This window comes from Ralstonia sp. 1138 (genome assembly GCF_040544795.1).
GTDB lineage: Bacteria > Pseudomonadota > Gammaproteobacteria > Burkholderiales > Burkholderiaceae > Ralstonia > Ralstonia flatus.
This window is the reverse complement of the sequence record NZ_JBEPKQ010000001.1, coordinates 1,056,512-1,080,601: the sequence shown is the minus strand read 5'-3', so window position 1 is coordinate 1,080,601 and position 24,090 is coordinate 1,056,512. Positions and strand designations below refer to the sequence as shown.

The 24,090-nt window shown below is 64.0% G+C and carries 18 protein-coding genes and 1 tRNA gene; 14 read left to right on the top strand and 5 right to left on the bottom strand.

From position 1 onward, the window contains the following. The first annotated feature begins 27 nt into the window (after nucleotides 1–27). The 5 genes from pip to cysC all read left to right on the top strand — a co-directional run bounded on the left by pip (nucleotide 28) and on the right by cysC (nucleotide 4,662). Entirely contained in the window at nucleotides 28–981 is a 954-nt protein-coding gene (gene pip / locus ABIC76_RS04675) for a prolyl aminopeptidase (protein WP_354533134.1), read from the top strand. Between the two features lie 3 nt (nucleotides 982–984). Beyond that, nucleotides 985–1,890, top strand: a complete 906-nt coding sequence (locus ABIC76_RS04670) for a LysR family transcriptional regulator (protein WP_354533133.1) — start codon at nucleotides 985–987, stop codon at nucleotides 1,888–1,890. A gap of 76 nt (nucleotides 1,891–1,966) precedes the next feature. Beyond that, nucleotides 1,967–2,662, top strand: a complete 696-nt coding sequence (locus ABIC76_RS04665) for an HAD family hydrolase (RefSeq protein ID WP_502947836.1) — start codon at nucleotides 1,967–1,969, stop codon at nucleotides 2,660–2,662. Between the two features lie 10 nt (nucleotides 2,663–2,672). Continuing rightward, nucleotides 2,673–3,821, top strand: coding sequence for a DSD1 family PLP-dependent enzyme (locus tag ABIC76_RS04660; protein WP_354533132.1), 1,149 nt, complete (start codon nucleotides 2,673–2,675; stop codon nucleotides 3,819–3,821). A gap of 301 nt (nucleotides 3,822–4,122) precedes the next feature. Then, nucleotides 4,123–4,662: an adenylyl-sulfate kinase gene (gene cysC, locus ABIC76_RS04655; RefSeq protein WP_354533131.1), complete on the top strand. Its 540-nt coding sequence runs from the start codon at nucleotides 4,123–4,125 to the stop codon at nucleotides 4,660–4,662. A gap of 173 nt (nucleotides 4,663–4,835) precedes the next feature. Here cysC and ABIC76_RS04650 read toward each other — a convergent pair whose 3' ends face one another. Then, complete coding sequence (locus ABIC76_RS04650; protein ID WP_354533130.1) at nucleotides 4,836–6,767, bottom strand: sensor histidine kinase; 1,932 nt, start codon at nucleotides 6,765–6,767, stop codon at nucleotides 4,836–4,838. Nucleotides 6,768–6,897: 130 nt separating this feature from the next. Next, nucleotides 6,898–7,605: a response regulator transcription factor gene (locus ABIC76_RS04645; protein WP_354533129.1), complete on the bottom strand. Its 708-nt coding sequence runs from the start codon at nucleotides 7,603–7,605 to the stop codon at nucleotides 6,898–6,900. A 415-nt stretch (nucleotides 7,606–8,020) separates the two neighbouring features. Here ABIC76_RS04645 and ABIC76_RS04640 point away from each other — a divergent pair, with 415 nt between their 5' ends. The 5 genes from ABIC76_RS04640 to ABIC76_RS04620 all read left to right on the top strand — a co-directional run bounded on the left by ABIC76_RS04640 (nucleotide 8,021) and on the right by ABIC76_RS04620 (nucleotide 13,696). Continuing rightward, entirely contained in the window at nucleotides 8,021–9,391 is a 1,371-nt protein-coding gene (locus ABIC76_RS04640; RefSeq protein ID WP_354533128.1) for a nucleotide sugar dehydrogenase, read from the top strand. Nucleotides 9,392–9,460: 69 nt separating this feature from the next. Then, nucleotides 9,461–10,519, top strand: coding sequence for a hypothetical protein (locus ABIC76_RS04635; protein ID WP_354533127.1), 1,059 nt, complete (start codon nucleotides 9,461–9,463; stop codon nucleotides 10,517–10,519). A gap of 69 nt (nucleotides 10,520–10,588) precedes the next feature. Further along, entirely contained in the window at nucleotides 10,589–11,662 is a 1,074-nt protein-coding gene (locus tag ABIC76_RS04630; RefSeq protein WP_354533126.1) for a hypothetical protein, read from the top strand. A 58-nt stretch (nucleotides 11,663–11,720) separates the two neighbouring features. Continuing rightward, nucleotides 11,721–12,428, top strand: coding sequence for a glycoside hydrolase family 16 protein (locus tag ABIC76_RS04625; RefSeq protein ID WP_354533125.1), 708 nt, complete (start codon nucleotides 11,721–11,723; stop codon nucleotides 12,426–12,428). Beyond that, nucleotides 12,422–13,696: a glycosyltransferase family 2 protein gene (locus ABIC76_RS04620; protein ID WP_354533124.1), complete on the top strand. Its 1,275-nt coding sequence runs from the start codon at nucleotides 12,422–12,424 to the stop codon at nucleotides 13,694–13,696. The genes ABIC76_RS04625 and ABIC76_RS04620 overlap by 7 nt, the downstream gene beginning before the upstream one ends. 82 nt (nucleotides 13,697–13,778) lie before the next feature. On the opposite strand, the gene ABIC76_RS04615 is transcribed toward ABIC76_RS04620, so the two are convergent. Next, a complete protein-coding gene (locus tag ABIC76_RS04615; RefSeq protein WP_354533123.1) occupies nucleotides 13,779–14,666 on the bottom strand; it encodes a glycosyl hydrolase family 18 protein in 888 nt (295 codons plus the stop codon). A 398-nt stretch (nucleotides 14,667–15,064) separates the two neighbouring features. Between ABIC76_RS04615 and ABIC76_RS04610 the strand changes: the two genes are divergently transcribed. Beyond that, nucleotides 15,065–16,657: a sensor domain-containing diguanylate cyclase gene (locus ABIC76_RS04610; RefSeq protein WP_502947835.1), complete on the top strand. Its 1,593-nt coding sequence runs from the start codon at nucleotides 15,065–15,067 to the stop codon at nucleotides 16,655–16,657. A 135-nt stretch (nucleotides 16,658–16,792) separates the two neighbouring features. Here the strand turns inward: ABIC76_RS04610 and ABIC76_RS04605 are convergent. After that, nucleotides 16,793–16,877 (bottom strand) — tRNA-Leu (locus ABIC76_RS04605). 178 nt (nucleotides 16,878–17,055) lie between these two features. Here ABIC76_RS04605 and blaOXA point away from each other — a divergent pair. Then, the gene (blaOXA, locus tag ABIC76_RS04600) at nucleotides 17,056–17,883 is read left to right on the top strand and encodes an OXA-22 family class D beta-lactamase (protein WP_354533122.1); all 828 of its coding nucleotides are present in this window, start codon (nucleotides 17,056–17,058) and stop codon (nucleotides 17,881–17,883) included. A gap of 13 nt (nucleotides 17,884–17,896) precedes the next feature. Here blaOXA and ABIC76_RS04595 read toward each other — a convergent pair whose 3' ends face one another. Continuing rightward, entirely contained in the window at nucleotides 17,897–18,622 is a 726-nt protein-coding gene (locus tag ABIC76_RS04595) for an ArsR/SmtB family transcription factor (RefSeq protein WP_354533121.1), read from the bottom strand. A gap of 149 nt (nucleotides 18,623–18,771) precedes the next feature. Between ABIC76_RS04595 and ABIC76_RS04590 the strand changes: the two genes are divergently transcribed. Beyond that, a complete protein-coding gene (locus ABIC76_RS04590; RefSeq protein WP_354533120.1) occupies nucleotides 18,772–20,133 on the top strand; it encodes an MFS transporter in 1,362 nt (453 codons plus the stop codon). Between the two features lie 817 nt (nucleotides 20,134–20,950). Beyond that, nucleotides 20,951–24,064 carry an autotransporter family protein gene (locus tag ABIC76_RS04585; protein WP_354533119.1) on the top strand — a complete coding sequence of 1,038 codons (3,114 nt, stop codon included), beginning with the start codon at nucleotides 20,951–20,953 and terminating at the stop codon, nucleotides 24,062–24,064. The last annotated feature ends 26 nt before the right edge of the window (nucleotides 24,065–24,090 follow it).

Genomic DNA, 24,090 nt, shown 5'->3' with positions numbered 1-24,090 from the left:
TCCGGCAACCTTTCGACAGGACCGACCATGTCTGCACTGCGCACGCTGTATCCCCCAATCGAACCGTATGAAACCGGCATGCTGGACGTGGGCGATGGCCACACGATCTATTACGAGCGCGTCGGCACGCCCGGCGCCAAGCCCGCGGTGTTCCTGCACGGCGGGCCGGGCGGTGGTGTTTCGGCGGACCACCGCCGCGTGTTCGATCCGGCACGCTACGACGTGATGCTGTTCGACCAGCGCGGCTGCGGGCGATCAACGCCGCATGCGGGCCTGGAGGCCAACACGACGTGGCACCTTGTGGCCGATATCGAACGCCTGCGCGCAATTGCCGGTGCGGAACGTTGGCTTGTCTTCGGCGGCTCGTGGGGCTCGACGTTGGCGCTCGCTTACGCGCAGAAGTATCCGCAGCATGTGAGCGAACTGGTGCTGCGTGGTATCTACACCGTCACGCAAGCCGAGCTGCGCTGGTATTACCAGTACGGCGTGTCGGAGATGTTTCCCGAGAAATGGGCACGCTTCCAGGCGCCCATTCCCGAGGCCGAGCGCGGCGACATGATTGCCGCCTATCGCAAGGTGCTGACCGGCAACGACACCTCCAGGCAAATCGAAGCCGCCCGCGCGTGGAGCGTGTGGGAAGGCGAGACCATCACGCTGCTGCCCGACCCCGCCAACAGCGCGAAGCACGCCGACGACCATTTCGCCCTGGCCTTCGCGCGGCTGGAGAACCACTACTTCACGCACCAGTGCTGGCTGGAAGAGGGCCAGCTGCTGCGCGAGGCGCATAGGCTGGCGGGCATTCCCGGTGTGATCGTGCATGGCCGCTACGACATGCCATGCCCCGCGCGCTATGCGTATGCGCTGCATCAGGCGTGGCCGGATTCGGACTTCCACCTGATCGAAGGGGCCGGCCATGCGTGGTCCGAACCGGGCATTCTCGATCAGCTGCTGGCCGCAACGGACCGCTTTGCCGGTAAGTAATTCATGACGGATTCCGCCGACCTGCGTTTCCTGCTCGCCATCCAGGACAACGGCAGCCTGGTGGCGACGGCGCGCGCGTTGGATCTGACGCCGTCGGCCGTGTCGCAGCGCCTGCAGCAGCTGGAGAAAAAGCTGGGCACACGGCTGGTCGATCGCACCGCGCGCAGCCTGCGCTTTACGCAAGAGGGCGCGCTGCTGTGCGAGCGTGGGGCGGAGCTGATCCGCCAGCTCGACGCGCTGTCGGAAGATTTGCACACACGCCGGGGCGGCCTGGTGGGTACGCTCAAGGTGAATGCCCCGCTGGGGTTTGGGCGACGCTACGTGGCCCCCGTCATTGCGGATTTTCAGCAGCAGCATCCTGATGTCGACATCGAATTGGCGCTCTCCGATGCGCCTCTTGTCGAAGCGGCGGACCGCTTTGATGTGGTGGTGCATATCGGCGCGCTGCAGGTGTCGAACCTGGTCGGCCATGCGATTGCGCCGAACGCGCGCTTCGTCTGCGCGTCACCCGCGTTTGTGAAGCGCTTCGGCTTGCCGGAAACGCCCGATGACCTTGCCGCGCTGCCTTGCATCGTGCTGCGCGAGAACAAGGAAGACGTGTCGCTCTGGCACTTCAGCAAAGGCCGCACGAGCCGCAGCGTGCGCGTGCCCAGGCAACTCATCTGCAACGATGGCGATGTCATCCGCCAGTGGGCGTGCGAAGGGCGCGGCGTGATCCTGCGCTCGGAATGGGACGTCGCCGACGACCTGCGCGCAGGCCGCCTCGTGCGGTTGCTGCCCGGCTGGAAGGCGCCGGATGCCAACGTGATCGCCCTCACCCACAACCGCGCAGGGTTGCCGCAACGTACGCGTCACTTCATGCAGGCGCTGCAAAGCCGTTTCAAGCCGCAGCCGCCCTGGCGCGCTTGATGTAGCGCCACTGAATCTTTGATTCAAGCTGGCTTCACCGAAAGCCGGCGTGCGGTGCCTACAATCGGTTGCATCGATGTCCACCGATTTGCAGGTCACCAGCGTGAACGCTTCCACCGCCTCTACCGTTTCTCCCGACTCCGGCTATCCCAAGGCCATCCTCTTCGATCTGCTGACCGCGCTGCTCGATTCGTGGTCGCTGTGGAACCGCGCCGCCGGCTCCGAGCAGGCGGGCCGCACGTGGCGCGCCGAGTATCTGCGGCTGACGTACGGCTGCGGCACGTACGTTCCTTACGAAGCGATGGTGCGGCAGGCCGCGCAGAACGTCGGCTTGCCGGCTTCCGCGCCCGAAGCGCTGGAAGCCAATTGGCAGCAGCTCACACCGTGGAGCGGCGCTGCGCAGGCGCTGGCTGAACTCCAGCCGCACTGCAAGCTGGCCGTGGTCACCAACTGCTCGGAGCGGCTGGGCCGGCAGGCCGCGGCGCTGCTGCCTGTCACCTGGGATGTCGTCATCACGGCCGAGCAGGCCGGTGTGTACAAGCCTGACCCGAAGCCGTATCGCATGGCGCTCGAACAGCTTGGCGTGGAGGCGGCCGACGCGGCATTTGTTGCGGGTTCCAGCTACGACATGTTCGGCACGGCGGGGGTCGGCCTGCGCACGTACTGGCACAACCGCATCGGGCTGACGCCGGTGCCGGGTGCTCAGCTGCCGGAAATCACGTCGCCCACGCTGGACGACCTGCTGCCCTGGGCCCGCCGTTTTGCCGCATGAGGATGCAACCATGACCACCGACACACACGTGATTGACACCATCGACACGCCCGCAGCGTTGATCGACCTGCCGCGCATGCAGCACAACATCGCCCGCATGCAGCACCGCATGAACGCGCTGGGCGTGAAATTCCGCCCGCATGTGAAGACCACCAAGTGCCTCGACGTGGTGCGCGCGCAGGCGGCGGCCGGCGCGCAGGGCATTACCGTCTCCACGCTGAAGGAGGCCGAGGCCTTCTTTGCCGCCGGCATCAAGGACATCCTCTACGCGGTCGGCATTGTGGCCACCAAGTTGCCGCGCGCGATGGCGCTGCGCAAGCGAGGCTGCGATCTCAAGCTCGTGGTCGACAACGCAGAGGCGGCCCACGCCGTGGTCGACTACGCCCGCACGCACGGCGAGCGCTGCGAAGTCTGGATCGAAGTCGACACCGATGGCCACCGCTCCGGCATCACGCCCGAGCAGGATGCATTGCTGGAAGTCGGCCGCATCCTGAAGGATGGCGGCATCGACGTGGGCGGGGTCATGACGCATGCCGGCTCCAGCTACGACCTGAGCGACCGCGCCGCGCTGGCGGCCCTGGCCGAGCAGGAGCGTGCCGGTTGCGTGCGCGCGGCGCAGCGCCTGCGCGAAGCCGGCGTGCCCTGCGCAGCGGTGAGCGTGGGTTCCACCCCCACGGCGTTGGCCACCGAACACCTCGAAGGCGTGACGGAGGTGCGCGCCGGCGTCTATGTGTTCTTTGATCTGGTCATGCACAACGTGGGCGTGTGCGCGATGGACGAAATCGCGCTGAGCGTGCTGACCACCGTGATCGGCCATCAGCCCGACAAAGGCTGGGTGATTGTCGACGCCGGATGGATGGCGATGAGCCGTGACCGTGGCACGGCCAAGCAGTCGCATGATTTTGGCTATGGGCAGCCGTGCGCGCTCGACGGCACGCCGCTCGAGGGGCTTACGTTGATCGGCGCGAACCAGGAGCACGGCATTCTGGCGGCCAGCGATGGCTCGGTGCGTGACGACCTTGTGGCGCGTTTCCCGGTCGGCACGAAGCTGCGTGTGCTGCCGAACCATGCGTGCGCCACGGGTGCGCAGTTCCCGGAATACCAGGCGGTGTCGTCGCGGGGTGCGGTGCAGACGTGGGCACGGTTCCACGGCTGGTGAGTCGTCCGCCCGGCATGTCGAAAAAGCAAAAGGCCCGCAGGAATACCGCGGGCCTTTTGCTTGAATCCAATCGACCGAATGTGCCTCAGTCGCCTCTGACGCGTCCGATAGGCCGGGGAGCGACTCGGAACCAGCGCCGTCAGCGGCAAGGTGTCGGAATTGTAAATGCACCGTCCGGCTGCGCGCTGTAGCACATTTGTTCTACAGAGCGGCGCTGTATAGCGTTCGTATACTGGGTTGCACCAGGCCAGTTGAACCCCCCGTGGCAGCGCGATGGCGCCTCTGCGGCAGGCTACATGACATGCAACCCACACCTTCCACACTCTGGCTGACCGGCCTGAGCGCCGCCGGCAAAACCACCTTGGCGCTGGCCGTGGCCGCGACGCTGACGTCGCGCGGCCTGCCGTGTCGCGTACTCGATGGCGGAGCCTTGCGTCAGCAGCTCTGCGCCGACCTTGGTTTCTCGCGCGTGGATCGCAGCGAACACGCGCGCCGCGTGGCGCAGTGGTGCGCGCAGATGAACAACACCGGGACGTGGGCCGTTGCCGCGCTCATCTCGCCATACCGAGAAGACCGGGAGCGCGCGCGACAGATCGTGGGCGCGTCACGCTTTTTCGAGGTGCATGTCGCGACACCGCTAGCAGTGTGTGAATCGCGCGACCCGAAGGGTTTGTATCGCATGGCCCGAGCCGGCACGATCGCCAACCTCACGGGCGTTGGAGAACCCTACGAGCCGCCGTTACATCCACAGTTGATGGTGGATACCGGCGTGCAATCCGTTGACGAGTGTGTTGCACAGGCATTGGCCCTGCTGGGGATGCAGGAAGCCGTTGCGGCTTGATGCGGGGCCATGTAACGCATTTGTTCCACAGACGAATCGACCGTGCGTCGCTATGCTGCGACGGCTTCAAGAAAAAAAAAAGAGCACAGCATCAGTCAAAACGGGGGAGAGCTGCGGCGCGCACTGCATAGCGGGAACAGCAGTGCGCGCCTGACAGCCATGGTGCCGGTACGTCAGGCGCTGCGCTCCAGCGGGAGCCACAGCGTAAAACGCGTCCCGCCAGGTCCTGACGCCCAGTCCACCGAACCATCCAACGCCTGCGCGCGGCGCTGCTGATTGCGCAGGCCATGCCCTTTGCCGTCGCGCAAGGCACGGTCCACGTCGAACCCCTGGCCGTTGTCTTCGATGATGACGCGCACGCCATCCAGATCGGCAGCGGTACCGACGCGGATTTCGCTGGCGCGCGTGTGATGCAGGATGTTGGCAATGCACTCCTGCACGATGCGCAGGATATGCAGCGCGCTGGACGGGTCGAGCCACGGCAGCGTCGGCAGCTTTTTGACCTCCCACAGCAGTGCGATGCCGGTGCCGTCCAGCCGCGGCTCAAGCCGAAAGCGCAGGGTGGCGAGCAACAGCAGCAAGTCGGCCTCGACCGGCTCCATCGAATCGATGGTCAGTTTCAGATCGTCCAGGCAGCCCTTCAGGATGTGCGAAAGATCCACCTCGCTCAGGGCTCCGCGTTCCACCGAGCGGATCGCGCTGATGAGCGATGCGCCCAGCCCGTCGTGCATGTCCTGCATCAGGCGCTGGCGTTCCGCGCTGATGGCGCGCTGCCGCTCGGCTTCGCGCAGCTTCTGATGGCTGACTTCGAGTTCGGCCTCGCGCGCTTTCAGGCGCTGGGCAAGGTTGGCGTTGGCCTGTTCGACTTCACTAATGGCGTTGACGTAGCGCCGGTACATCAGCGTGCCGAAAATGCCGAACGTGATGGCGTTGGTGTATGCCCCGAAGTACCAGCCTTCCGGGCTGCTGAAATTGTTCTGCAGCAGCCAGTCGGTCACGCCGAGCAATGTGCAGATGCCAACGCCAATGGCCACCATCACCCCTTCGTTGGAACGGCGCCACGCGTTGGCCACGCCGGCCGCGCCAACGGCGGCGCCCATGAGGGCCGCAATCGGGTAGATCAACGGCGTCACCTTGGGCGTGTTGGGCAGTACGGCCAGCATCGGCAGCGTCAGCACGCCGATCGCGACGGTCACCATGACCAGCGTGCGCGTGAACCACACGAGCGGCCGCCCATGCAGTTGGCGCAGGAAGAAGTGCACCACCAGCACGAGCCACAGCAGCGAATTGACGGTCAGCCAGGCAAACCAGTCGTTGGCAATCGGCTGCGCCACGTAGAAATGCAGCCCGCGCAGGAACGAAGTGACAGCCAGGTTGAAGAACAGCAGATAGGCGGTTTCGTGGCCGCGCCGAAACCAGACGAACAACGCAAAGACGCCGATGGCGAGGAAGGCTGCGCTCAACACGGCCGGCAGCTCCTGCTGCAGCCATTGGCGGACGTTGTAGCGACTCTTCAACGCATCCATCGGGCCCAGCCATAGCGACGATACGGCCACCTGCGTGCGCTGCGTGTGTTCCAGCCGCAGCAGAACCTCGCGCACGGGCGCGTCGTCGCCCGGCGCGTCCAGCGCCACCCACAGCGGCGTGCGCGTGCTGTTCCACAGCGGCCCCCGTTCCTGCGCCCGGTGCACGAGCCGGCCGTTGACGTACACGGCGATGGTGCCGTCGGTCTTGATGCGGACACCGTAGAGCGCCAGCGGCCCCGAATGCTGGGGCGATGCGGGTACCGCGATCCTGATCCAGGTCGTATGGACGACCCCGGACTGCGCCTTCGCGCCGGCCTGGCGCAGCAGCGCAATGGGCGGCGCATATGGCAGCGCGGTGTGCTGCCCGGCGTTCGGCAACGATGCGCTGTCGACGGTGGGCGGCGGCGCCTGAAAGCCCGATCCATCCGTGGTCTGCCAATCGGCCTGCGTGAGGTGCAGGCTCTCGGCCGATGACGGACCGCTGCCCGCGTCCGCGTAGAACACGCCGACGATCACCAGCAACGTCAGCGAGAAAACGAACACCGCTTTGGCAAAGAGGGACGCAGGACGGGTTCTCATGCAACGCGCGTGTCGCAACGCTCGAAGAAATGGACGGGCCATTATGAGATGGGTTCGGGCGCAGCTTGGGAACCCCTGCTCACGGGGGGCAACATCACGCGATGCCGCTCAGCCCCGCTCGCGATGCGACCTATTCGGACAGCAGCCCGAGATTCCTCGCTTCGTAAATGGCTTCCGCTTTGGACGTCACTTTCAGCTTGCTGTAGATGCGCCGCACGAAGCTGCGCACCGTGAAGTGCGACAGCTCCATCAGCTTGGCGATTTCCTGCGTCGTGAAGCCCTTGGTGATGTAGTCCAGGACTTCCTTCTCGCGTGCCGACAGCAGCGGTGCCGACGACTCGGCAGCGGCCGGCTCCGGTTCCGGGCGCGTGGCGGTGCCCGCTGAACCTTGCTGGAAGCGCGCCAGAATCTGCCGCGCAATGATCGGGCTGATCGGGCTGCCGCCGCTTGCCAGGCTGCGAATTTCTTCCGCCATCCGGGCGGGCGAGCTGTCCTTGAGCAGGTAGCCCGCGGCGCCCGCTTCGATCGAACGCATGACGTGCGTCTCGTCGCCAAAGTTGGTGCTCACCATGATGCTGCAGCTTGGCCACAACTGCGCCGCCGCGCGGATCACGTCAATCCCGGAGCCATCCGGCAGGCCGAGGTCCACCAGCAAAACATCCGCGGGCGGGCCTTGCAGCAGGGCAAGGCCATCTGCACGTGACATGGCAATGCCGGCCAGCCGCATGTCGGACGCAGCCTGAACCGCGCGGCCGAGCGCCTCGCTGAAGCCGGGGTCGTCTTCGACGATCGCGACGTGGATGGGATGCGGCTCGGAGCCGGTACGGACGGATTGCATGATCGTCGATTGTACGGTCGCTGGTCGGCCACCCGTGTAGCGCATTTGCGCTACAGCTGGGCCCTCGTCGTTGTGCCAGCGTGCGGCTGCATGGTGCGGTGCATTATGCGAATTCCGTGATTGTTTCCGCTGTGCGCATGGTTTGCGTGTGCGGATGTTACGTAACGCGAAACGTTTTCAAGCGACTTGAGAAGCATTTTCTGCTGACTATTCCGACACTTTGTCTGCCCCGCATCGCCTTGTGCGGCAACGTTTTCATCTGGTTTAGGTGATGTTGCAACCGCGCATGGCACGCACTTTGCAGAAATGGCCTCATAAAAATGGTCACCAGCCGCCGCCGGAACTGCGTCTGCGTGAGCCATCACAACGGATCGGCCCACGGGTAGCCGATCGGATTCAACGAGGGGAGCGGCCAATGTCACGGGGTGGCGAGTCGACGTTTGCAGAAAATCTGTTCATCAAGCCGGCGCCGCGCTGGCCGGATCCGGTAGCGCCGGCGGTCGAGCCGGCCACGGTCAGGATTGCGGTGGTGGGTCTGGGTTACGTAGGTGCGCCACTGGCGGTGGCCTTCTCGAAACACTTCGCCGTGTCGGGCCTCGACATTGACGCCACGCGCGTGGCCGAGCTGACCGAAGGGCGCGATCGCACCAACGAACTGACCGGCAACGAGCTGCTTGAGTCCGGCGCGCGCTTCACCACGGACGCCACGGTGCTCGGCCAGGCCGACGTGATTGTCGTGACGGTGCCCACGCCCGTCGACCAGGCCCGCGTGCCGGATCTCAACCCCGTGATGCAGGCGTCCATCTCGGTGGGCAAGCACATGAAGCGCGGCGCGGTCGTGGTGTACGAAAGCACCGTCTACCCCGGCGTGACCGAAGAAATCTGCATCCCGCTGCTGGAGCGCCACAGCGGCCTGAAGCATCTGAAGGATTTCCACGTCGGTTATTCGCCCGAGCGCATCAACCCGGGCGACCGCGTGCACACGCTCACCACGATGACCAAGATCGTGGCCGGGGACACACCCGAAACCCTCCAGGCGCTGGTCAGCCTGTACGGCGCCGTCACGCAGGTGCATCCCGCCAAGAGCATCAAGGTGGCCGAGGCGGCCAAGGTGCTGGAGAACACGCAGCGCGACGTGAATATCGCGCTGATGAACGAGGTGTCGCAACTGCTGGCTGCACTCGGCGTGGACACGCACGACGTGCTGGCCGCCGCGCGCAGCAAGTGGAACTTCCTGGATTTCCGCCCCGGGCTGGTGGGCGGGCACTGCATCTCGGTCGATCCGTATTACCTGACGCACAAGGCGGCATCGTGCGGGTTCAACGCGAGCCTCATCCTGGCCGCGCGCGAGACGAACGACAGCATGTCGCAGTTCGTGGTGGACCAGCTCATGCGTCGCATGACGCAGTGCCATCTGCTCGGGCCGCACACGCTCGTCACCATCCTCGGCACTACGTTCAAGGAAGACGTGCCCGACATCCGCAACTCCAAGGTGGCCGACATCGTGAAGAAGCTCGGCGCGCTGGGCATCCGCACGCAGGTGATCGACCCGTTGGCGGACAGCAACGAGGTTGCGCACGAGTACGGCTTCCGCCTCACGCGGCTGGCCGATGCCAAAGCGGCCGACGCCATCGTGCTGGCCGTGCCGCACACGGAGTACCGCGAGGGCGGCTGGGCGCTGGTGGAGTCGCTCGCCCGGCCCGGCTCGCCCTTCGTGGTGAGCGATCTCAAGGCGGTGCTGGATCGGGATGCCTGCCCGGACCGGGCTGTGCTGTGGCGGCCTTGAGTTGATTCGTCCGCGTTCGTTCTCAAAATTTTGCGATGTACCTGCATTGGGCCAGCATCGCCTCAAGCCATGCAATTCAATCTCTTCCAGAAGGGAATCATCTCGACCTATCGCATCGTCATGACCTCGGTTTTGATCGTCGTGATGGTCGGCATACTGTCCTATCTATTCCTGATGCTCTTCTACGGCGTAGACCGAAACTGGGCAGCGCCACTGGTTTTGTCGCCGACGCAATCCAAGGTGCTGGCTTTCCAGCCGGACGTTGCAGCGTTAGAGGCGTCGTTGCTGAAGAACCGCGTAGAGCTGAATACCGCGATCCGTAAGTACCAGGCGATCGAGGACCAGGTTACCCAACTGCAGTCTCTTAGCGCTCAATTCGCCCGGGCACAGCGCTTCGAGGCGAAGGCACTTGCGAGCGTCAACGCTTCTCTGCAAGGGGTGCTACGGCAGAAGCGCATGGACATTGACCAGACTCGACAGGCAGTGGACGAAGCGCGTCCGATGTTGGCGTCGCTCGACGCTGAGCTTTCGGCTGGTCTCATTACCAAGGACGAAGTGGCCCGACGACGCATGGACATGCGTACCGCGCAGAATGCCTTGACCGATTCGCAAGTGCAGACTGTTCTTCTGACGACGCAAGCCTCCCAGGCCTCGGCGGCCAGCAATACCCTGACCCAGAGTGGCGCCGCGTCACTGACTGCACTGCAATCGCTGACCAGCGATGCGCAGATCAAGATCGCCATCGCCCAGGCATCAGTAGATGCCGGTACAGCGAAGGAGGCAATTCATCAGCTCGAGGCGACGGTAAAAGAGGGCGAGCGGGTGCTACAGACCGCCAAGCGATCGCCCTACTACCGAGCGTTGACCACAAGTGTTCCTGTCGTTTTCGTTCCCTATGACAACGTGAGTGCCGCCAAGGTTGGTGCGCCCGTGTTCGACTGCATGCTGCAGGTTCTGCTGTGCCGCAAGGTCGGAAAGGTGGTCGAAGTGTACGAGGCGGAGGAGTACGCGCGCCATCCACTGTTCAAAACCGACATACGCGGCAAGTTCGCGGAAATCGACTTCGAAGAACGAGAGGCCAGTGAGTCCTCAGTGGTTTTTCTTTCATTTAAGCCGCTGCTACTTTGACTGCTGCGGGGCGGGGCTGGAAGTGAGTGTTGAGACGCCGGGGAATATTCGAAGTGCAAGGACGAATCGATGAAGTACGCAGCGACATTACTGCTCTTTTCCCTGATTGCGCGGCCGGGGCTGGCACAAGAGGATACCGGCGTGGAGAAGGCGGCGTACTGCCAATATGTGCGCGCCCAGGCGGAAGCCGAGCGGACATTGGCGGCGGGCTTCAACGCCGTTGGACGCTTCGGGCAATCTGATGTCAGCCCGTCAGAGAAGCAAGCTGTTGTGGGCGTGTCGAAGAGCATCTCAAAGCATCTGCAAGGCGCTGCGGCAGTTGACGCGGGCAATCTTGAGTGCGAGCTGTATGCGTACACCACAGACCTGCAACGCGTGTTGAAGTACCAACTCGCCGCCATTGACCAGCGTATTGCCGGGCGTCGGGCGCACATGATCGGTGAAGTGCTTGCCATTCTGGACGACGAGATCGCACAAACGCAGCGCCGTCGGCGCGCCGGTAACGCAACTCTGGCCGACGTTTTCTCGCTCGATCAGCAACGTCAGCAACTCTATTCCCAGTATCGGCTCGCACAGCAGGATGCGGCGAATCCCTCTATCCCCCCTGTACGGCGCCTCGATCCAGTTTCGACTCTTGGCAAGGTTGAAGCCGTGACCGCGACCCTGCAGGAGGTGTTGAACAGAAAGCAGCGGCTGCAGGCATGGGACGTGGTGCTCATCGTCGGGATGCAGAAGCCCGTCCTTGGGAGCACGACCGCGAGCGCTCCCGGTGCAAAGCCCTATGCATCCATGTCTTTCACATACAACCTGAACGCCCATGCTTACGGCGGACAGCTCGATGAGGCATCGCGTTCTCTCATTGCGTTGCGCCGCGAGCAGAACGATGAACTGAATAAACAAGTCAGTGTGCTGCTGCAGACGGTGGCGGAGCGGATGCAGCTCGAGCGCAGCGCATTGCAAAGGCTCGCCGCAGACGTCAAGCGCATTGCGGACGAGTCTGAGCGTATACAAGCGATTGACACCGCCGAGGCCGTTCGCATGCGCGCTTTGCTGCGCGTCGACCTTGCGCTCGCAAAGATGGAGCAGAACCTTGCGACCGATCGTTTGACGTTGCTGGCCGAGGCCTTTGATGAGGGCCGATGAAACCCGCGTCAGGGCGTGGTGTATTGAACGCGTGCGAGATGGTATGTGTGCAATCTACATGCGTGCTCGCCACCTGCTGCACCCCCTCTGCGTGGCGTTGTCATTTGCCCTTCATGTTTCAGTGGTGATGGCGCAGGTTCACACCATCGACTGGGCGGGCATGAAGTGGCGTGTCAGGACGGAGCAAGGTGGGCCGTGTGCGACTCAGCGTTGGAATGCGGACGGCGTATGGGTGGATGCGGCAGGGCAACTTCACCTGAAACTGATCCGGATGCCCTCAGGTGTCTTCAGTTGTGCGGAGATCATTTCGCTCGAGCAGTTTCGTTTCGGTACCTACCAATTCGAGGTGACAGGACCGATCGGCACCATCGACGCGAACGTGGTGCTGGGTATCTTCTTCTATCCATCTCCGGATGTTGGTCCGGACGGCACAAACGAGATCGATATCGAAGTTGCCCGTTGGGGACGTCCCGGTGGCCCGCAAGTGCATTACACCGCCTGGTACAGGAGTCGGCCAGGCAGTTGGCACCTGCCAATGCGCGTGGCTGATCAAGCGAACCATGCGCAGTTTGGTATCCAGTGGTTGCCGGGCAGCGTTCGGTGGACATCCAGCCTGCAAGGCGCCACGGAAGCTCATCTTGAAGGTGATGTCGCGTCGCAGCCGCAGACGCTGCGTTTCAATCTTTGGCTATTTCGGCAGCCGGCTCCGGTGGATGGCCGGGAGGTCGAGTTCGTCATCAAATCAATGAAGGTGCGTGAATGGTAGTTCTGCTTGAAGTGATGTCAGCCCTACCGTTATTGATGATGGCCATCAATTTCGTCTTCGCCCTCTTGGCGCGTATCGGTCTTCGATCCACTTTCGTCTACAAGGACTACACGTTCCAGCCGTCGGTGAGCGTGCTGTTGCCTGCCTTCAATGAGGGACAGCATGTTCTCAAGACGATAGAAAGCCTGATGGCAAGCAACTACCCGCCCGAACGGCTCGAGGTGATCGCCGTTGATGACTGCTCCATCGACGATACCCATATGTGGCTCGAGAGGGCTGCCTCGAACTGGCCGCGTGTGCGCGCACTGCGCAACCCGGTGAACGTTGGCAAACACCACACGCTACTGAACGCCCTTTCGTATGCTAGCGGAGACATCATCGTCTGCATCGACTCCGATGCCATCTTTGACTGCAATGCCATCTCGGAGGTCACCGCATGTTTCGCGGACCCTGAGATCGGTGCCGTCGGAGGCAGAATCGGCATCAGCAATCCCAACGAGAACTGGCTCACGCGCTGTCAGACGTTGCTCTACTACTACGTGTTCCACATTGCGAAGATGTGGCAGAACTGGACGCGGAATGTGCTCTGCATTTCCGGTTGTTTCTTCGCCGTGCGGCGCGAACACTTGCTTGCCATTGAGCCGGAGATCAAGGCGCGAGCCTGGTTCGGCATCGGGGTGCGGGACGGGGAAGACAGCTTTATGACGCTGCAGCTCCTGCTGCGCGGTTTAAAGACGTACTGCAATATCGAGGCGCAGTGCTGGACGGCAGTCCCGAACAACTCGCGGCAGTTCTTCATGCAGCAGTTGCGTTGGAGGCGCAGCACTTTCCGCAACCTGTTCTGGATGCTGAGGCGATTTAATGCAATGGTGAAGGTTCTGCACCCGGTGACGGCGGTCTACGTGCTGGTGCAATGCGCGTCGCTTGTGCTGTGGCCGATGGTGATGATTGGCAGCTTGGTCTCGAGTTCACTCGTCAGTATGGCCTCGCACGTTGCGCTCGGCATGGCGTCGTACGTCGCAACGGGATATGCCTTCGGTCTTTACGCCCGGCGCCATAACCCGGAGCAGCATGTCAGTGCCCTGTCAGTGTCCATCGCCGGTGTTTGGATGGTGCTCGACATGTTCTTCTTGTCGATTCTGGCGTTGTGCACGCAAGACGTTGGGGAATGGGGCACCCGTGGGGTAGCGCAACCGCACCAACCTGTTCCGCAGATGCGGGCTACGGAAGAGCTGGCCAATTCAGGTGGAGGGCAGCTTGCGGCGTAGCCGAGTGTGGAGGTCGCTCTTCGGAGCGGCGCCAGCGCGGCACGCAGTCCGCGATGCGTCGGCGCTGCGTCGCAGAGGAGATTTACTGCAGTCCAGCAGACACGCCAGCCCAAAAGCTCGAATCTTCGCTTCCCAGCACCCAAACTGACACCCCGGCCAGGCTCAAGGTATTGGCCAGATGGGCTTTGGCCTGGATGCCCTGGCTCGTTTCGTACCAGACGACGTGAGCGCTGCCGTCCGACGCGACATAGTTGATGTGTGCGGACAGCGTAGCTGCGTCCCATTGAGCCACCGCCTTGGTGGCGCTTAGCATAGCCGGCATGTCCTTGAATGACACCGATACGCCGGTATTGGTGGTCTGGTTCCAGTCATAGCCGTAGGCAGGAAGTCCGAGCAGGATCTTGCCGGCGGGTACCACGCTCGTGGCGTATTGCAGCGCAGATTGCATCCACGAGATGCTTGCAACGGGTCCAGGGGCGCTCCGACTGTAGTGCTGGTCATAGGTCATCACCTGCAGAAAATCGACCGATTGGCCAAGCGCTGCATAGTCGTAGGGCCATGCCCATGTGTTTGTGGTCGAGTCGGTGAGCTTCGGCGGGACGCTTACGACGAGCCTGGCTGGGATCTGATGTAGTTGAGATGCCAGCTCCGCCACAAAACTGCTGTAGGCGGCACGGTCGGCCGGATAGAGCCCTTCAAAATCAAGGTTGATTCCGGTGAGACTTTGCGTGCGCGCCAACGCAACGATGTTCTGCAGCGTAGCGGACCGGTTTGTCACCAGCGCGGCATGGGCGATGTCAGGGTCGATCCCGGACGAGCCATGAGCGACGATGATGCACGCGTAGGAGGCCTTGCCTGCTGCCTGATTGCTGGCCAGGAGATTGATGGGAAGTGTGCCGGTCAGGCTGCCGGAGGCAGAAACCTGCAGGACATCGATCGACACCGCATTCACGGGAGTCGTGTTGCTCATGGCAGAGGTGAGCGATGCGGGTGTATTCACAGCGTAAGCCAGTACAACTTTGCCCGGTGCAGAGGGTGCTGAAGGTGCTGACTGCGTGCCGGCAGTTGTCGCACTTCCGCCGCCGTCGCCGCCCCCGCATCCGGAAAGCATAAGTGCGACGCACGCCGCGCTGAGGAAACCGACAACTTTCATGTGAAACCCCGTTCTTTTTTATGTTCTCTCCGGGCTTATCGGTCCACCGCCTGGAACCTTGAGACGTCAACGTCTCAGCCATATCGCCTAGGGCAGTGTTGAAGTCAGGTGTTTGAATCGGCTGTCCGGCACGGAGGATCATCGATCTTCTAGACTGTTTCTGACGGGTCTGCGGCGGCCATTGCGGCGTCAGGTCGGCCACGGCGAGGGTGGCATTGATGTATTCGCGCGTTTTGCGGTTTTCCCGACAAGAGCACACGAATATGGCGATCACGGTGAAGGGCAATCACAAGACCAATCGACTTCGCTGGCTTTTTTCCCATTGGGATCACCGCAAGGTGACGACACCCCATGCCATCGTGGCGGCGGGGGTCGTCATCGCGCTGTCGATGGTGGTGATCTGCGCGGTGGTGCTGTATCAGAGCCGGCTGGACGCGATGGCCCGCGCCACCGAGACTTCGCGCAACCTCGCCTTGCTGGCGGAGCGCGACATCGAAAGAAATTTCGAACTCTATGCGCTGTCGCTCCAGGCCGTCGTCGATGGCGTGAACGATCCTGAAGTGATGAACGCGTCCCCCCGGCTGCGCGGCTTCGCGTTGTTCGACCGCGCTGCAACGGCAACGTATCTGGGCTCGATGCTCGTGCTGGACGCCGAGGGCAACATCGTCATCGACTCCGCCGGCGATGTGCCGCGCAAAGCCAACTTCTCCGACCGCCAATACTTCAAAGTGCATCGCGACAATCCGAACGTCGGGCTGTACGTTGGCGATCCCTACGCGTCGCGTTTGCGGGATGGGGCGCCCAGCATCCCGCTGAGCCGGCGGCTTTCGCGGCCGGATGGCTCATTTGCGGGCGTGGTCCTGATTGCCATCCAGCTCGAGTATTTCCACAAGCTGTTTGCCGCGCTGTCTCTCGGGCCGCACGGATCGGTGGCGTTGATTGCGCGAGACGGCACGATGGTCATGCGGCAGCCCTACGATGTGAAGGTGATTGGGCGGAACATCCGCAACGCAAGTACCTTCAAGCAGTTCCTGTTGGCGCCGGAGGGCAGTTTTTCGGACATATCGACCCTCGATGGCGTCGAGCGTCTGTATTACTTCAAGAACCTGCCCAACCTGCCGCTCATCATCATGGTGGCGGAAGCCCACGCCGACATTTACGCGGCCTGGCAGCATCGCGCGCTGACCATCGCGTCGTTGATGGCCGCGCTCGCGCTGGGCTTCATCGGACTGTCCTTCGCCTTCGCGGCGCAGCTGCGGCGCCGCATGCGCGCGGAATCGGAGCTGGCCATGCTGGCGCGCACCGATGGGCTGACGGGGCTGAACAACCGTCGCACCCTGGGTGAAATCCTCGATCAGGAATGGCGTCGCGCCAAGCGAACGCGCAGCGTGCTGTCCCTGCTGTTCGTCGATATCGACCGCTTCAAGATGTACAACGACACCTACGGACACCAAGCCGGCGACGATGCCCTGGCGGCCGTCGCGAAATGCATTGGCGACAATATTCGCCATCCGTCAGACAGTGCCGCACGGTATGGCGGCGAAGAATTCGTGGTGGTTTTGCCCGATACGTCGCCAGAGGGCGCGGCCTCCATTGCCGAAAAGATACGCGTGGCGATTGCCAACCTCGCCATCGAGCACAGGGCCAGCGAGTATGGCCGGGTCACCGCCAGCATTGGCGCGGCCGCGTGGACACCGGAACAGGACGTTGACATGTCGGCCGTTATCCGTGCGGCCGACGAAGCTCTGTACGACGCAAAGGCGACGGGCCGGAACCGGGTGGCGCAGTCAAAGTTGATGGCGGCCTAGTCGTGCACGCCCGCGCTGCCTCCGGGCGGCGCGCAACCCCTGCCCCGCGCTGAATCCGTCCGCACAACAAAAAACCCGCGAGGCTCTTCGCCACGCGGGTTTTTTGTCGCCCCTGAACTGCTCGGGACTGTGTCTTGGTGCCCAGGAGAGGACTCGAACCTCCACGGAGTTACCCGCTAGTACCTGAAACTAGTGCGTCTACCAATTCCGCCACCTGGGCTAGGTGAGCGGCGCATTCTACCGGCCCCCGAAAAATTTGCAAGCCCTTCTTTTCTGCTCGGCTATTCCACGGCCGCGCCGGCGTTACAGCCGTTACGGGTGTGGCGGTCAGCAGGACGGCGCCCCGCTGCTACGCTGCCGCCCAGTTGTTCGCATTCTCCCCAACATGAGGTTGATCGATGATGAAACTCCGCCACGCCGCTACCGGCGCCCTGCTTGCCGCGCTTGCGACGTTTGCCCATGCCGAGCACCCGATCTGCACGATCGTGGCCGATGCCGCCACGGGCAAGGCTGTCTTGCACGAAGGCAAGTGCGACGAGCGCGTGACCCCCGCTTCTACCTTCAAGCTTGCACTGGCCGTCATGGGCTTCGACCACGGCTTCCTCAAAGACGAGCACACTCCGGTCGAGCACTTCAGGCGCGGCGACCCTGACTGGGGCGGCGAAGCCTGGCACCAGCCGATCGATCCGGCGCTGTGGCTCAAGTACTCGGTGGTCTGGTATTCGCAGCGCATTACGCATGCGATGGGCGCGCAGACGTTCCAGGCCTACGTGCGCAAGCTCGACTACGGCAACATGGACGTGAGCGGCGACCCGGGTAAGAACAACGGCATGGACCGCTCGTGGATCACCTCGTCGCTGAAGATCTCGCCGGAGGAGCAAGTCGGCTTCATGCGCAGGATCGTCAACCGGCAGTTGCCGGTGTCTGCGCGCACCTACGAGTTGGTCGACCGTACCGTGCAGACCTGGCAGGTGCCGGGCGGTTGGGCCGTGCAGGGCAAGACGGGCACCGCCGGCCCGGCGCCGGGCAATACGTCGCCCGACGGCACGTGGGACCAGGCGCACGCTTACGGCTGGTTTGTCGGCTGGGCCAAGAAGGGTGACAAGACCTACGTGTTTGCCAACCTGATCCAGGACGACAAGGTTGAGCCGACATCGGGCGGCATCCGCTCCCGCGACGCGCTGCTTGCGCGCCTGCCGGAAGTGCTGGCCTTTGCCGGGCACTGACCAACGATGTCATTCATGCATGACGGTGCTCGGCCTGGCTGCGCACCTTTGCCTCATCCACGCCCAGGCGCTGATGCAGCTCTTGCCAGCCCTTGGGCGTGACCAGCACCGCGCGTGAATCGCGTGCGCGCAGCATCCAGCCGACATCGCACAGGCGACGCAGGAACTGCACGCCCAGCGGACCCGCCAGGTGATGCGTGCGCTCCGTCCAGTCCAGGCATTGCCGCGCCAGCCCGCGGCGCGTCGGGCGAATGGTGCGCACGTCGAGCCCAACATCGCCAAACCACATGACGCCCGCAGGCGTGATCTCGTATTGCTTGTCGGGCATCGGCAGCAGGTAACCGCGTGATTGCAGGGCCTGCGTGACGGCCACGCCCACCTGCCCCGCAAGGTGGTCGTAGCAGCAGCGGCAAAAGCCAAGCTCACGCGCCTTCGGGCTGGGTGTGGCGCGGCGCACGGCCGCTGCCGGCGTGATGGCCGCCAGGTGTTCCAACGCTTGGGCCACATGGGCACCGGCCAACCGGAAGTACTTGTGCCGCCCCTCGGTTTCCACCACCAGCAAACCACCGTCTAGCAGCTTGGCCAGGTGCGTGCTGGCCGTCTGCGCCGTGACGCCGGCAGCATGCGCCAGCTCGCCCGCCGGCAGCGCGCGCCCATCGAGCAACGCCGTCAGCATGGCCGCCCGCGCCGGGTCGGCAATCAGGAAGGCCGTGCCGGAAAAGCTGTTCGGATGCGACATGTCGGGCTCCTCGTCATGAGGCCATTCTAGGGAGCCGCGCGCCCCGATGTTTCGACACGCATCGAAGCGTTGCGGGGTCTGCCCGCACTACGCTGCGCCATCGCTTGCTCAAGCCAAAAGCAGAAGGCCCCGAGATGGACGGATTCACGATGCAACCAACGCATGCCAACACCGCGACACATAAGCGTCTGGTGCTGTGCGTGCTGTCGATGGCCGTGCTGGTCGCGCAGATCGACACCGCCGTCGTCAACCTGGCCGTGCGCCCGATCGGCCAGTTCTTCCACGCGGCGGTCGGCCCGCTGCAGTGGGTGATCGACGCCTACAACCTCGCCTATGCCGCGCTGCTGCTCAGCGGCGGCTTGCTGGCCGATCTGTACGGCCGGCGGCGCGCGTTTGTATCGGGTGCGGCGGTGTTCTCGGTGGCATCGGTGCTGTGCGCGCTGGCGCCGTCGATCGGGTGGCTGATCGGCGCGCGGGCGATGGCGGGCGTGGGCGCTTCGCTGCTGCTGCCGGCATCGCTGGCGATCTTGCGGGTGGTGTGGCGCGACGCGCGCGAACGTGCGCATGCGCTGGGTGTCTGGGCGGCGTGCAACGGCCTGGCCATGGCGATCGGGCCGACGGCCGGCGGCGTGCTGGTCACGCACTTCGGCTGGCGCGCGGTGTTCTGGGTGGTAGTGCCGGTGAGCGTGGCCATCATGGCCTTGGCTGTGCGTTTCGTGCCGGAATCGTCCGACGCCGCGCATCGCCGTTTCGATGCGCTGGCGCAGGTGTTGGGCGCCATCACGCTGGGCGGGCTCGCCTTCGCCGCCATCGAAGCGCATCAGGCACCCACCGTGGCGGCGACTGTGCTGGCCGTGGCCCTCATCGCGCTGGCGTGGTTCATCCGCGTAGAGGCACGCCACGGCAGCGAGGCGCTGGTGCCGCTGGAACTCTTTCGCGTGCGCGCGTTTCGCGGCGCCATCGTCGCCACGGCCGGCATGACGTTCGGCATGTACGGCGCGCTCTTCCTGCTGCCGCTCATGTGGCAGAGCACCGGGCGCTTCAGCGTCATTGGCGCGGGCATTGCGCTGATGCCGATGGCGCTGGTCTTCATGGCGGTATCGCCTCTGTCCGGCACGGTGGCGCGCCGCCATGGCGTGCGGCTGGCCACTGCGGGTGGGGTGGGCATCATCGCGTTGGGATTGCTCACATTGGGCGCGTTTGCCGGCGTGGCATCGATCGTGCCGGCGGCCATCGGGCTGGCGCTCACAGGGCTCGGCATGGGCTTTGCCACCGGGCCGTTGATGGGCGCAGCCGTGGGTGCCGTGGGCCCGGAGCGATCCGGCACGGCGTCGGCGCTGGTGAACGTGGCCCGCATGAGCGGGGCGACGCTGGGCGTGGCGATCCTGGGCGCGGTGTATGCCGTATGCGGCAGCGGCGCACCGGGTTTGCGTGTGGCGATGCTGTGCGGTGGCGCGGTGCAACTTGCATGCGCTGTCGTGGCATGGCGGCATGGTGCTGACCGCCGCTGAGGGCTTTGCAATGTCCTGCGTTTTACGGCGGATCATCGCCCCCGAAGCCATCTGATATAGCGCCCAAAAAAATACCCGGCGAGGGGATTGCCGGGCTAAGTGGGATGTGAATGTGTAAGACAGAACCACCTTACATGCATTCTTTGACCGGATTGAAAACAAAATCAAAACACCATGTGATTTTGAATGTTTGCTCTAAAGAAACGTGTGCTTGAATATAAATCGTATTACGGGTTTCTCCTTACAAACAGGGCGTCTACAGGTGGTTGGCAAACGATTTCCTTTTGACTGATTCGGGTCATTGAAATCTGTCGATCAATTAAAGATCAAGCCAAAAAATTTGAGTGAAAAGGCCGGCGTCTTTTCTGGGCGAATTGCATGCATGCTCATTCCCATTCCGTATTGATCCGTCGAATCTCAAGCCGGTATGTTGCTGGCCGGCCGCCGTTTCTCGAGCAAGGCATTGCCTGAGCAGGCATTTGCATTTGTTGAACTTCGCCGCATGTCATCCGCAGACAATGCCCCCAGCAACGAAGGCACTGTCGCCATGCACGTCCTGACGGGACGCTGCAGCTGAATCGTTTGCGGGGCCGGAGCCGCCGATAGAGCAGCCCGAAGCCCGACCGGACGCGCACCTGTGGCCCGGTGAAAGGCGGCAACGAACGGGGAAGTTCGTTTTTCCATCCATCCACCATTGTTTCTCGGAGCGGTGCCTGCTCCGCGGGCGGAGCTTTGTGTGTCGGGTCCAGCGCGGTAGGTCCAGCTTGATGCGGTGTACGGAGATGTCGTCGGCGGCATGCGGGCACGGGAAATCAATATGCCGACGACATCTCAACGCCGCCGTGAGCGGCAACGCATGCTTTCCATGGCGCTGGTCGCGTCGCCTCTGACGCTGTTCGCCATTGCGGCCAAGGCTGCATGTGTCACCTCCGGCGCCACTACCACGTGCGACGCCACTGGCCCCAACCCGTGGTCACAGACCGTCGGCACCGGCAACAACGCTGCTGAAGACAACCGCACGGTCACGGTTCAGACGGGCAGCACGATCAATGTAGGCAGTGCCAACGCCATCAGCCTGCGCGACAACGCCAACGTTCGCGTACAAAACGGTGCAACGGTCAGCAACAACGCGACCAGCGGACCGGGCCTGTTCGGCACCGGCAACAACACGATCGAATTCCGCAGCAACGGCACGCTCACGGTGGACCAGGGCGGCAGCGTGCTGTCCAACGGCCGTCAGCAGAACGGCGAGGCCGTCAACGTGATGGGTGCGGGCAATACCGTCATCAACAACGGCACGATCCGCTCGAGCACCGCCGCGGCCATCTGGTTCGACAACCTCACCGGCAGCAACACGATCATCAACAACGAGACCGGCGTCATTCAGGCAAACGGTAACGTGATCGGCAGCGCGGGCAATGCCAGCGTGGATTTCACCAACAAGGGCCGGGTGGTCGGCAACCTCGTGTTTGCGGGGGGCAACGACACCTTGCGCCTGTACACCGGCTCGACCATCACGGGCAACTTCAACGGCGGTGGCGGGGCCAACACCCTGTACCTGAGCGGCACCGGCGACAGTGCCTTGCCCGGCAACATCAGCAACTTCCAGACGCTCGTCAAGAACGACACCGGCACCTGGACGCTGACCGGCACCGTGAGCGGTGTGAAGAACGCCACCGTGCAGGAGGGCACGCTCGTCCTCACCGGCAACAACGCCGCCTACACCGGCAACATCACCGTGGATGCGGCGGGCACGCTGCAGGGGCGTGCGCAGAGCCTGATGCCCACCATCGTCAACAACGGCCTCGTTCGCTTTGACCAGCCGGACGCAGGCACCTTCACGGGGTTGATTTCGGGCACGGGCGCTGTTGAAAAAACGGGCGCAGGCACGCTCACGCTGGCGCCCACTGCAACCGGCGGCAACACGTATGCCGGCGGCACGCGCATCAACGGCGGCACGGTTGCCATCGGCGCCGACAACGCGCTGGGCGCGATCACGGGCGGGGTGTCGTTTGACGGCGGCACGCTGCAGCTCTCGCAGAACGTCGATCTGGCGGCCACGCGCGCCGTCACGCTCAACGCGGGCGGCGGCACGATCGATACGCAAGGCTTTACGTCGACGCTGTCTCAAGGCATCACCGGCAGCGGCGCTTTGACCAAGCTTGGCAGCGGTGTGCTGACCTTGAACGGCGCCAACAGTGTCGGCGGCGGCACGACGGTGGCGGCCGGCACGCTGGTGGTGGGCGATGCCGCGCATGCGAATGCTTCGTTGGCGGGTTCGACGCTGGTCAAGGGCGGCGCCACGCTGGGCGGCTTTGGCAGCGCACGCGGCAGCGTGCGCAACGACGGCACGCTGGCCGTGGCCGATGCAGTGCCGGCACTCGCGGGCGCCGGCACGGGCACGTTCACCATCAACGGCGCGCTGTTCAACACGGGCCTCATGCAGGTGGGCGGTGCCGGTGTGGGCAACACGCTGGCCGTCAATGGCAGCTTCATGGGCGCAGGCGGCACGCTGGCCTTGAACACGCAGTTGGGCGCAGACAACTCGCCGACCGACCGCCTCGTGCTGTCAGGTGGCGGCGCCGCAGGCAACACCGGCGTGCGTGTGACCAACGTGGGCGGCGCGGGCGCACAGACCACGGGCAACGGCATCCAGGTGATCGCGGCCGTGAACGGCGCGACCACGCAGGCGGGGGCCTTTACGCTGGCTGCGCCGGTGGTGGCCGGCCCGTACGAATACACGCTGCACCGTGGCGGCACAAACTCGGCCGACAGCTGGTACCTGCGTTCGACTCGCCAGACGACGGAGCCCGACCCCACGCCAAATCCGAATCCGAACCCGAACCCGAACCCGAACCCAGACCCGCGCACGCCCATCGAGACGACCGACCCGAACAACAACACGGTCAATCCGGTGACGCCGCCCGTGCGCGAGGTGCCGAACTACCGCCCGGAGGTCTCGCTGTACACCGCCGTGCCGTCGATGGCGCTCATGGTCAGCCGCGCGATGCTCGACACGCTGCACGAGCGTGTGGGCGATGAGACCTTGCTACGCACCGGTGTGCCCAATGCCGGCAAAGACGGCAGCAAGGCGTTCAACGGCGCCTGGGCGCGCGTGATTGGCCAGAAGGGCAGCCGCATGTCGGACGGCGGCATCTACGGTGTTGACGGCCCGGCCTTCGATTACCAGCTCGCGGCCGTGCAGCTCGGCGGCGACCTGTACCGCGCGCAGAACGCCGACAACAGCCGCGACCACGCCGGCGTGATGTTCTCCACCGGTCGCATCACCGGTGACGTCACGCACGCGGATGGCGCCAACGCCGGCAGCAACGGCATCAACGCCACGGCCGTCGGCGTGTACTGGACGCACTTCGGCCCGAACGACTGGTATGTCGATGCGGTCGCGCAGGGCACGCGCTACGACGTCAAGGCATCGCCCGCGCGCATGGCCGGGCTGACCTCGCATGGCCTGGGCTATGCGTTGTCGCTGGAAACGGGCTACCCGATTGCGCTGGAAAACCGCTGGCGCATCGAGCCGCAGGCGCAACTGATCTACCAGCGCATCGGCTTGGCCGATGGCACCGACCCAGCCGCGCAGGTGAACTTTGGCAAGGCGCAATCGCTGCAGGGGCGCGTGGGCGTGCGCGTGGTGAAAGACTGGGGCGACACGCCTGAGCGCCCGCGCTCGACGTGGTTCCGAGCGAGCGTGTGGCAGGAGTTTCACGGCACGAGCACGACGTCGTTCTCGTCGGCCAACGGCTGGGTGCCGTTCACATCCAGCATGCCCGCCACCGTGCTCGACCTGCAGGCCGGCGTGACGGCGCAGTTCACGCGCACGGCATCGTTCTATGCCAGCGTGGGCTACCAGATCAGCTCGGATGGCCGCCTGCACGGCTACGACGGCAAGCTCGGCATGCGCTGGAACTGGTAAGCCGGCAGCAGCATCCTGCAGAGACC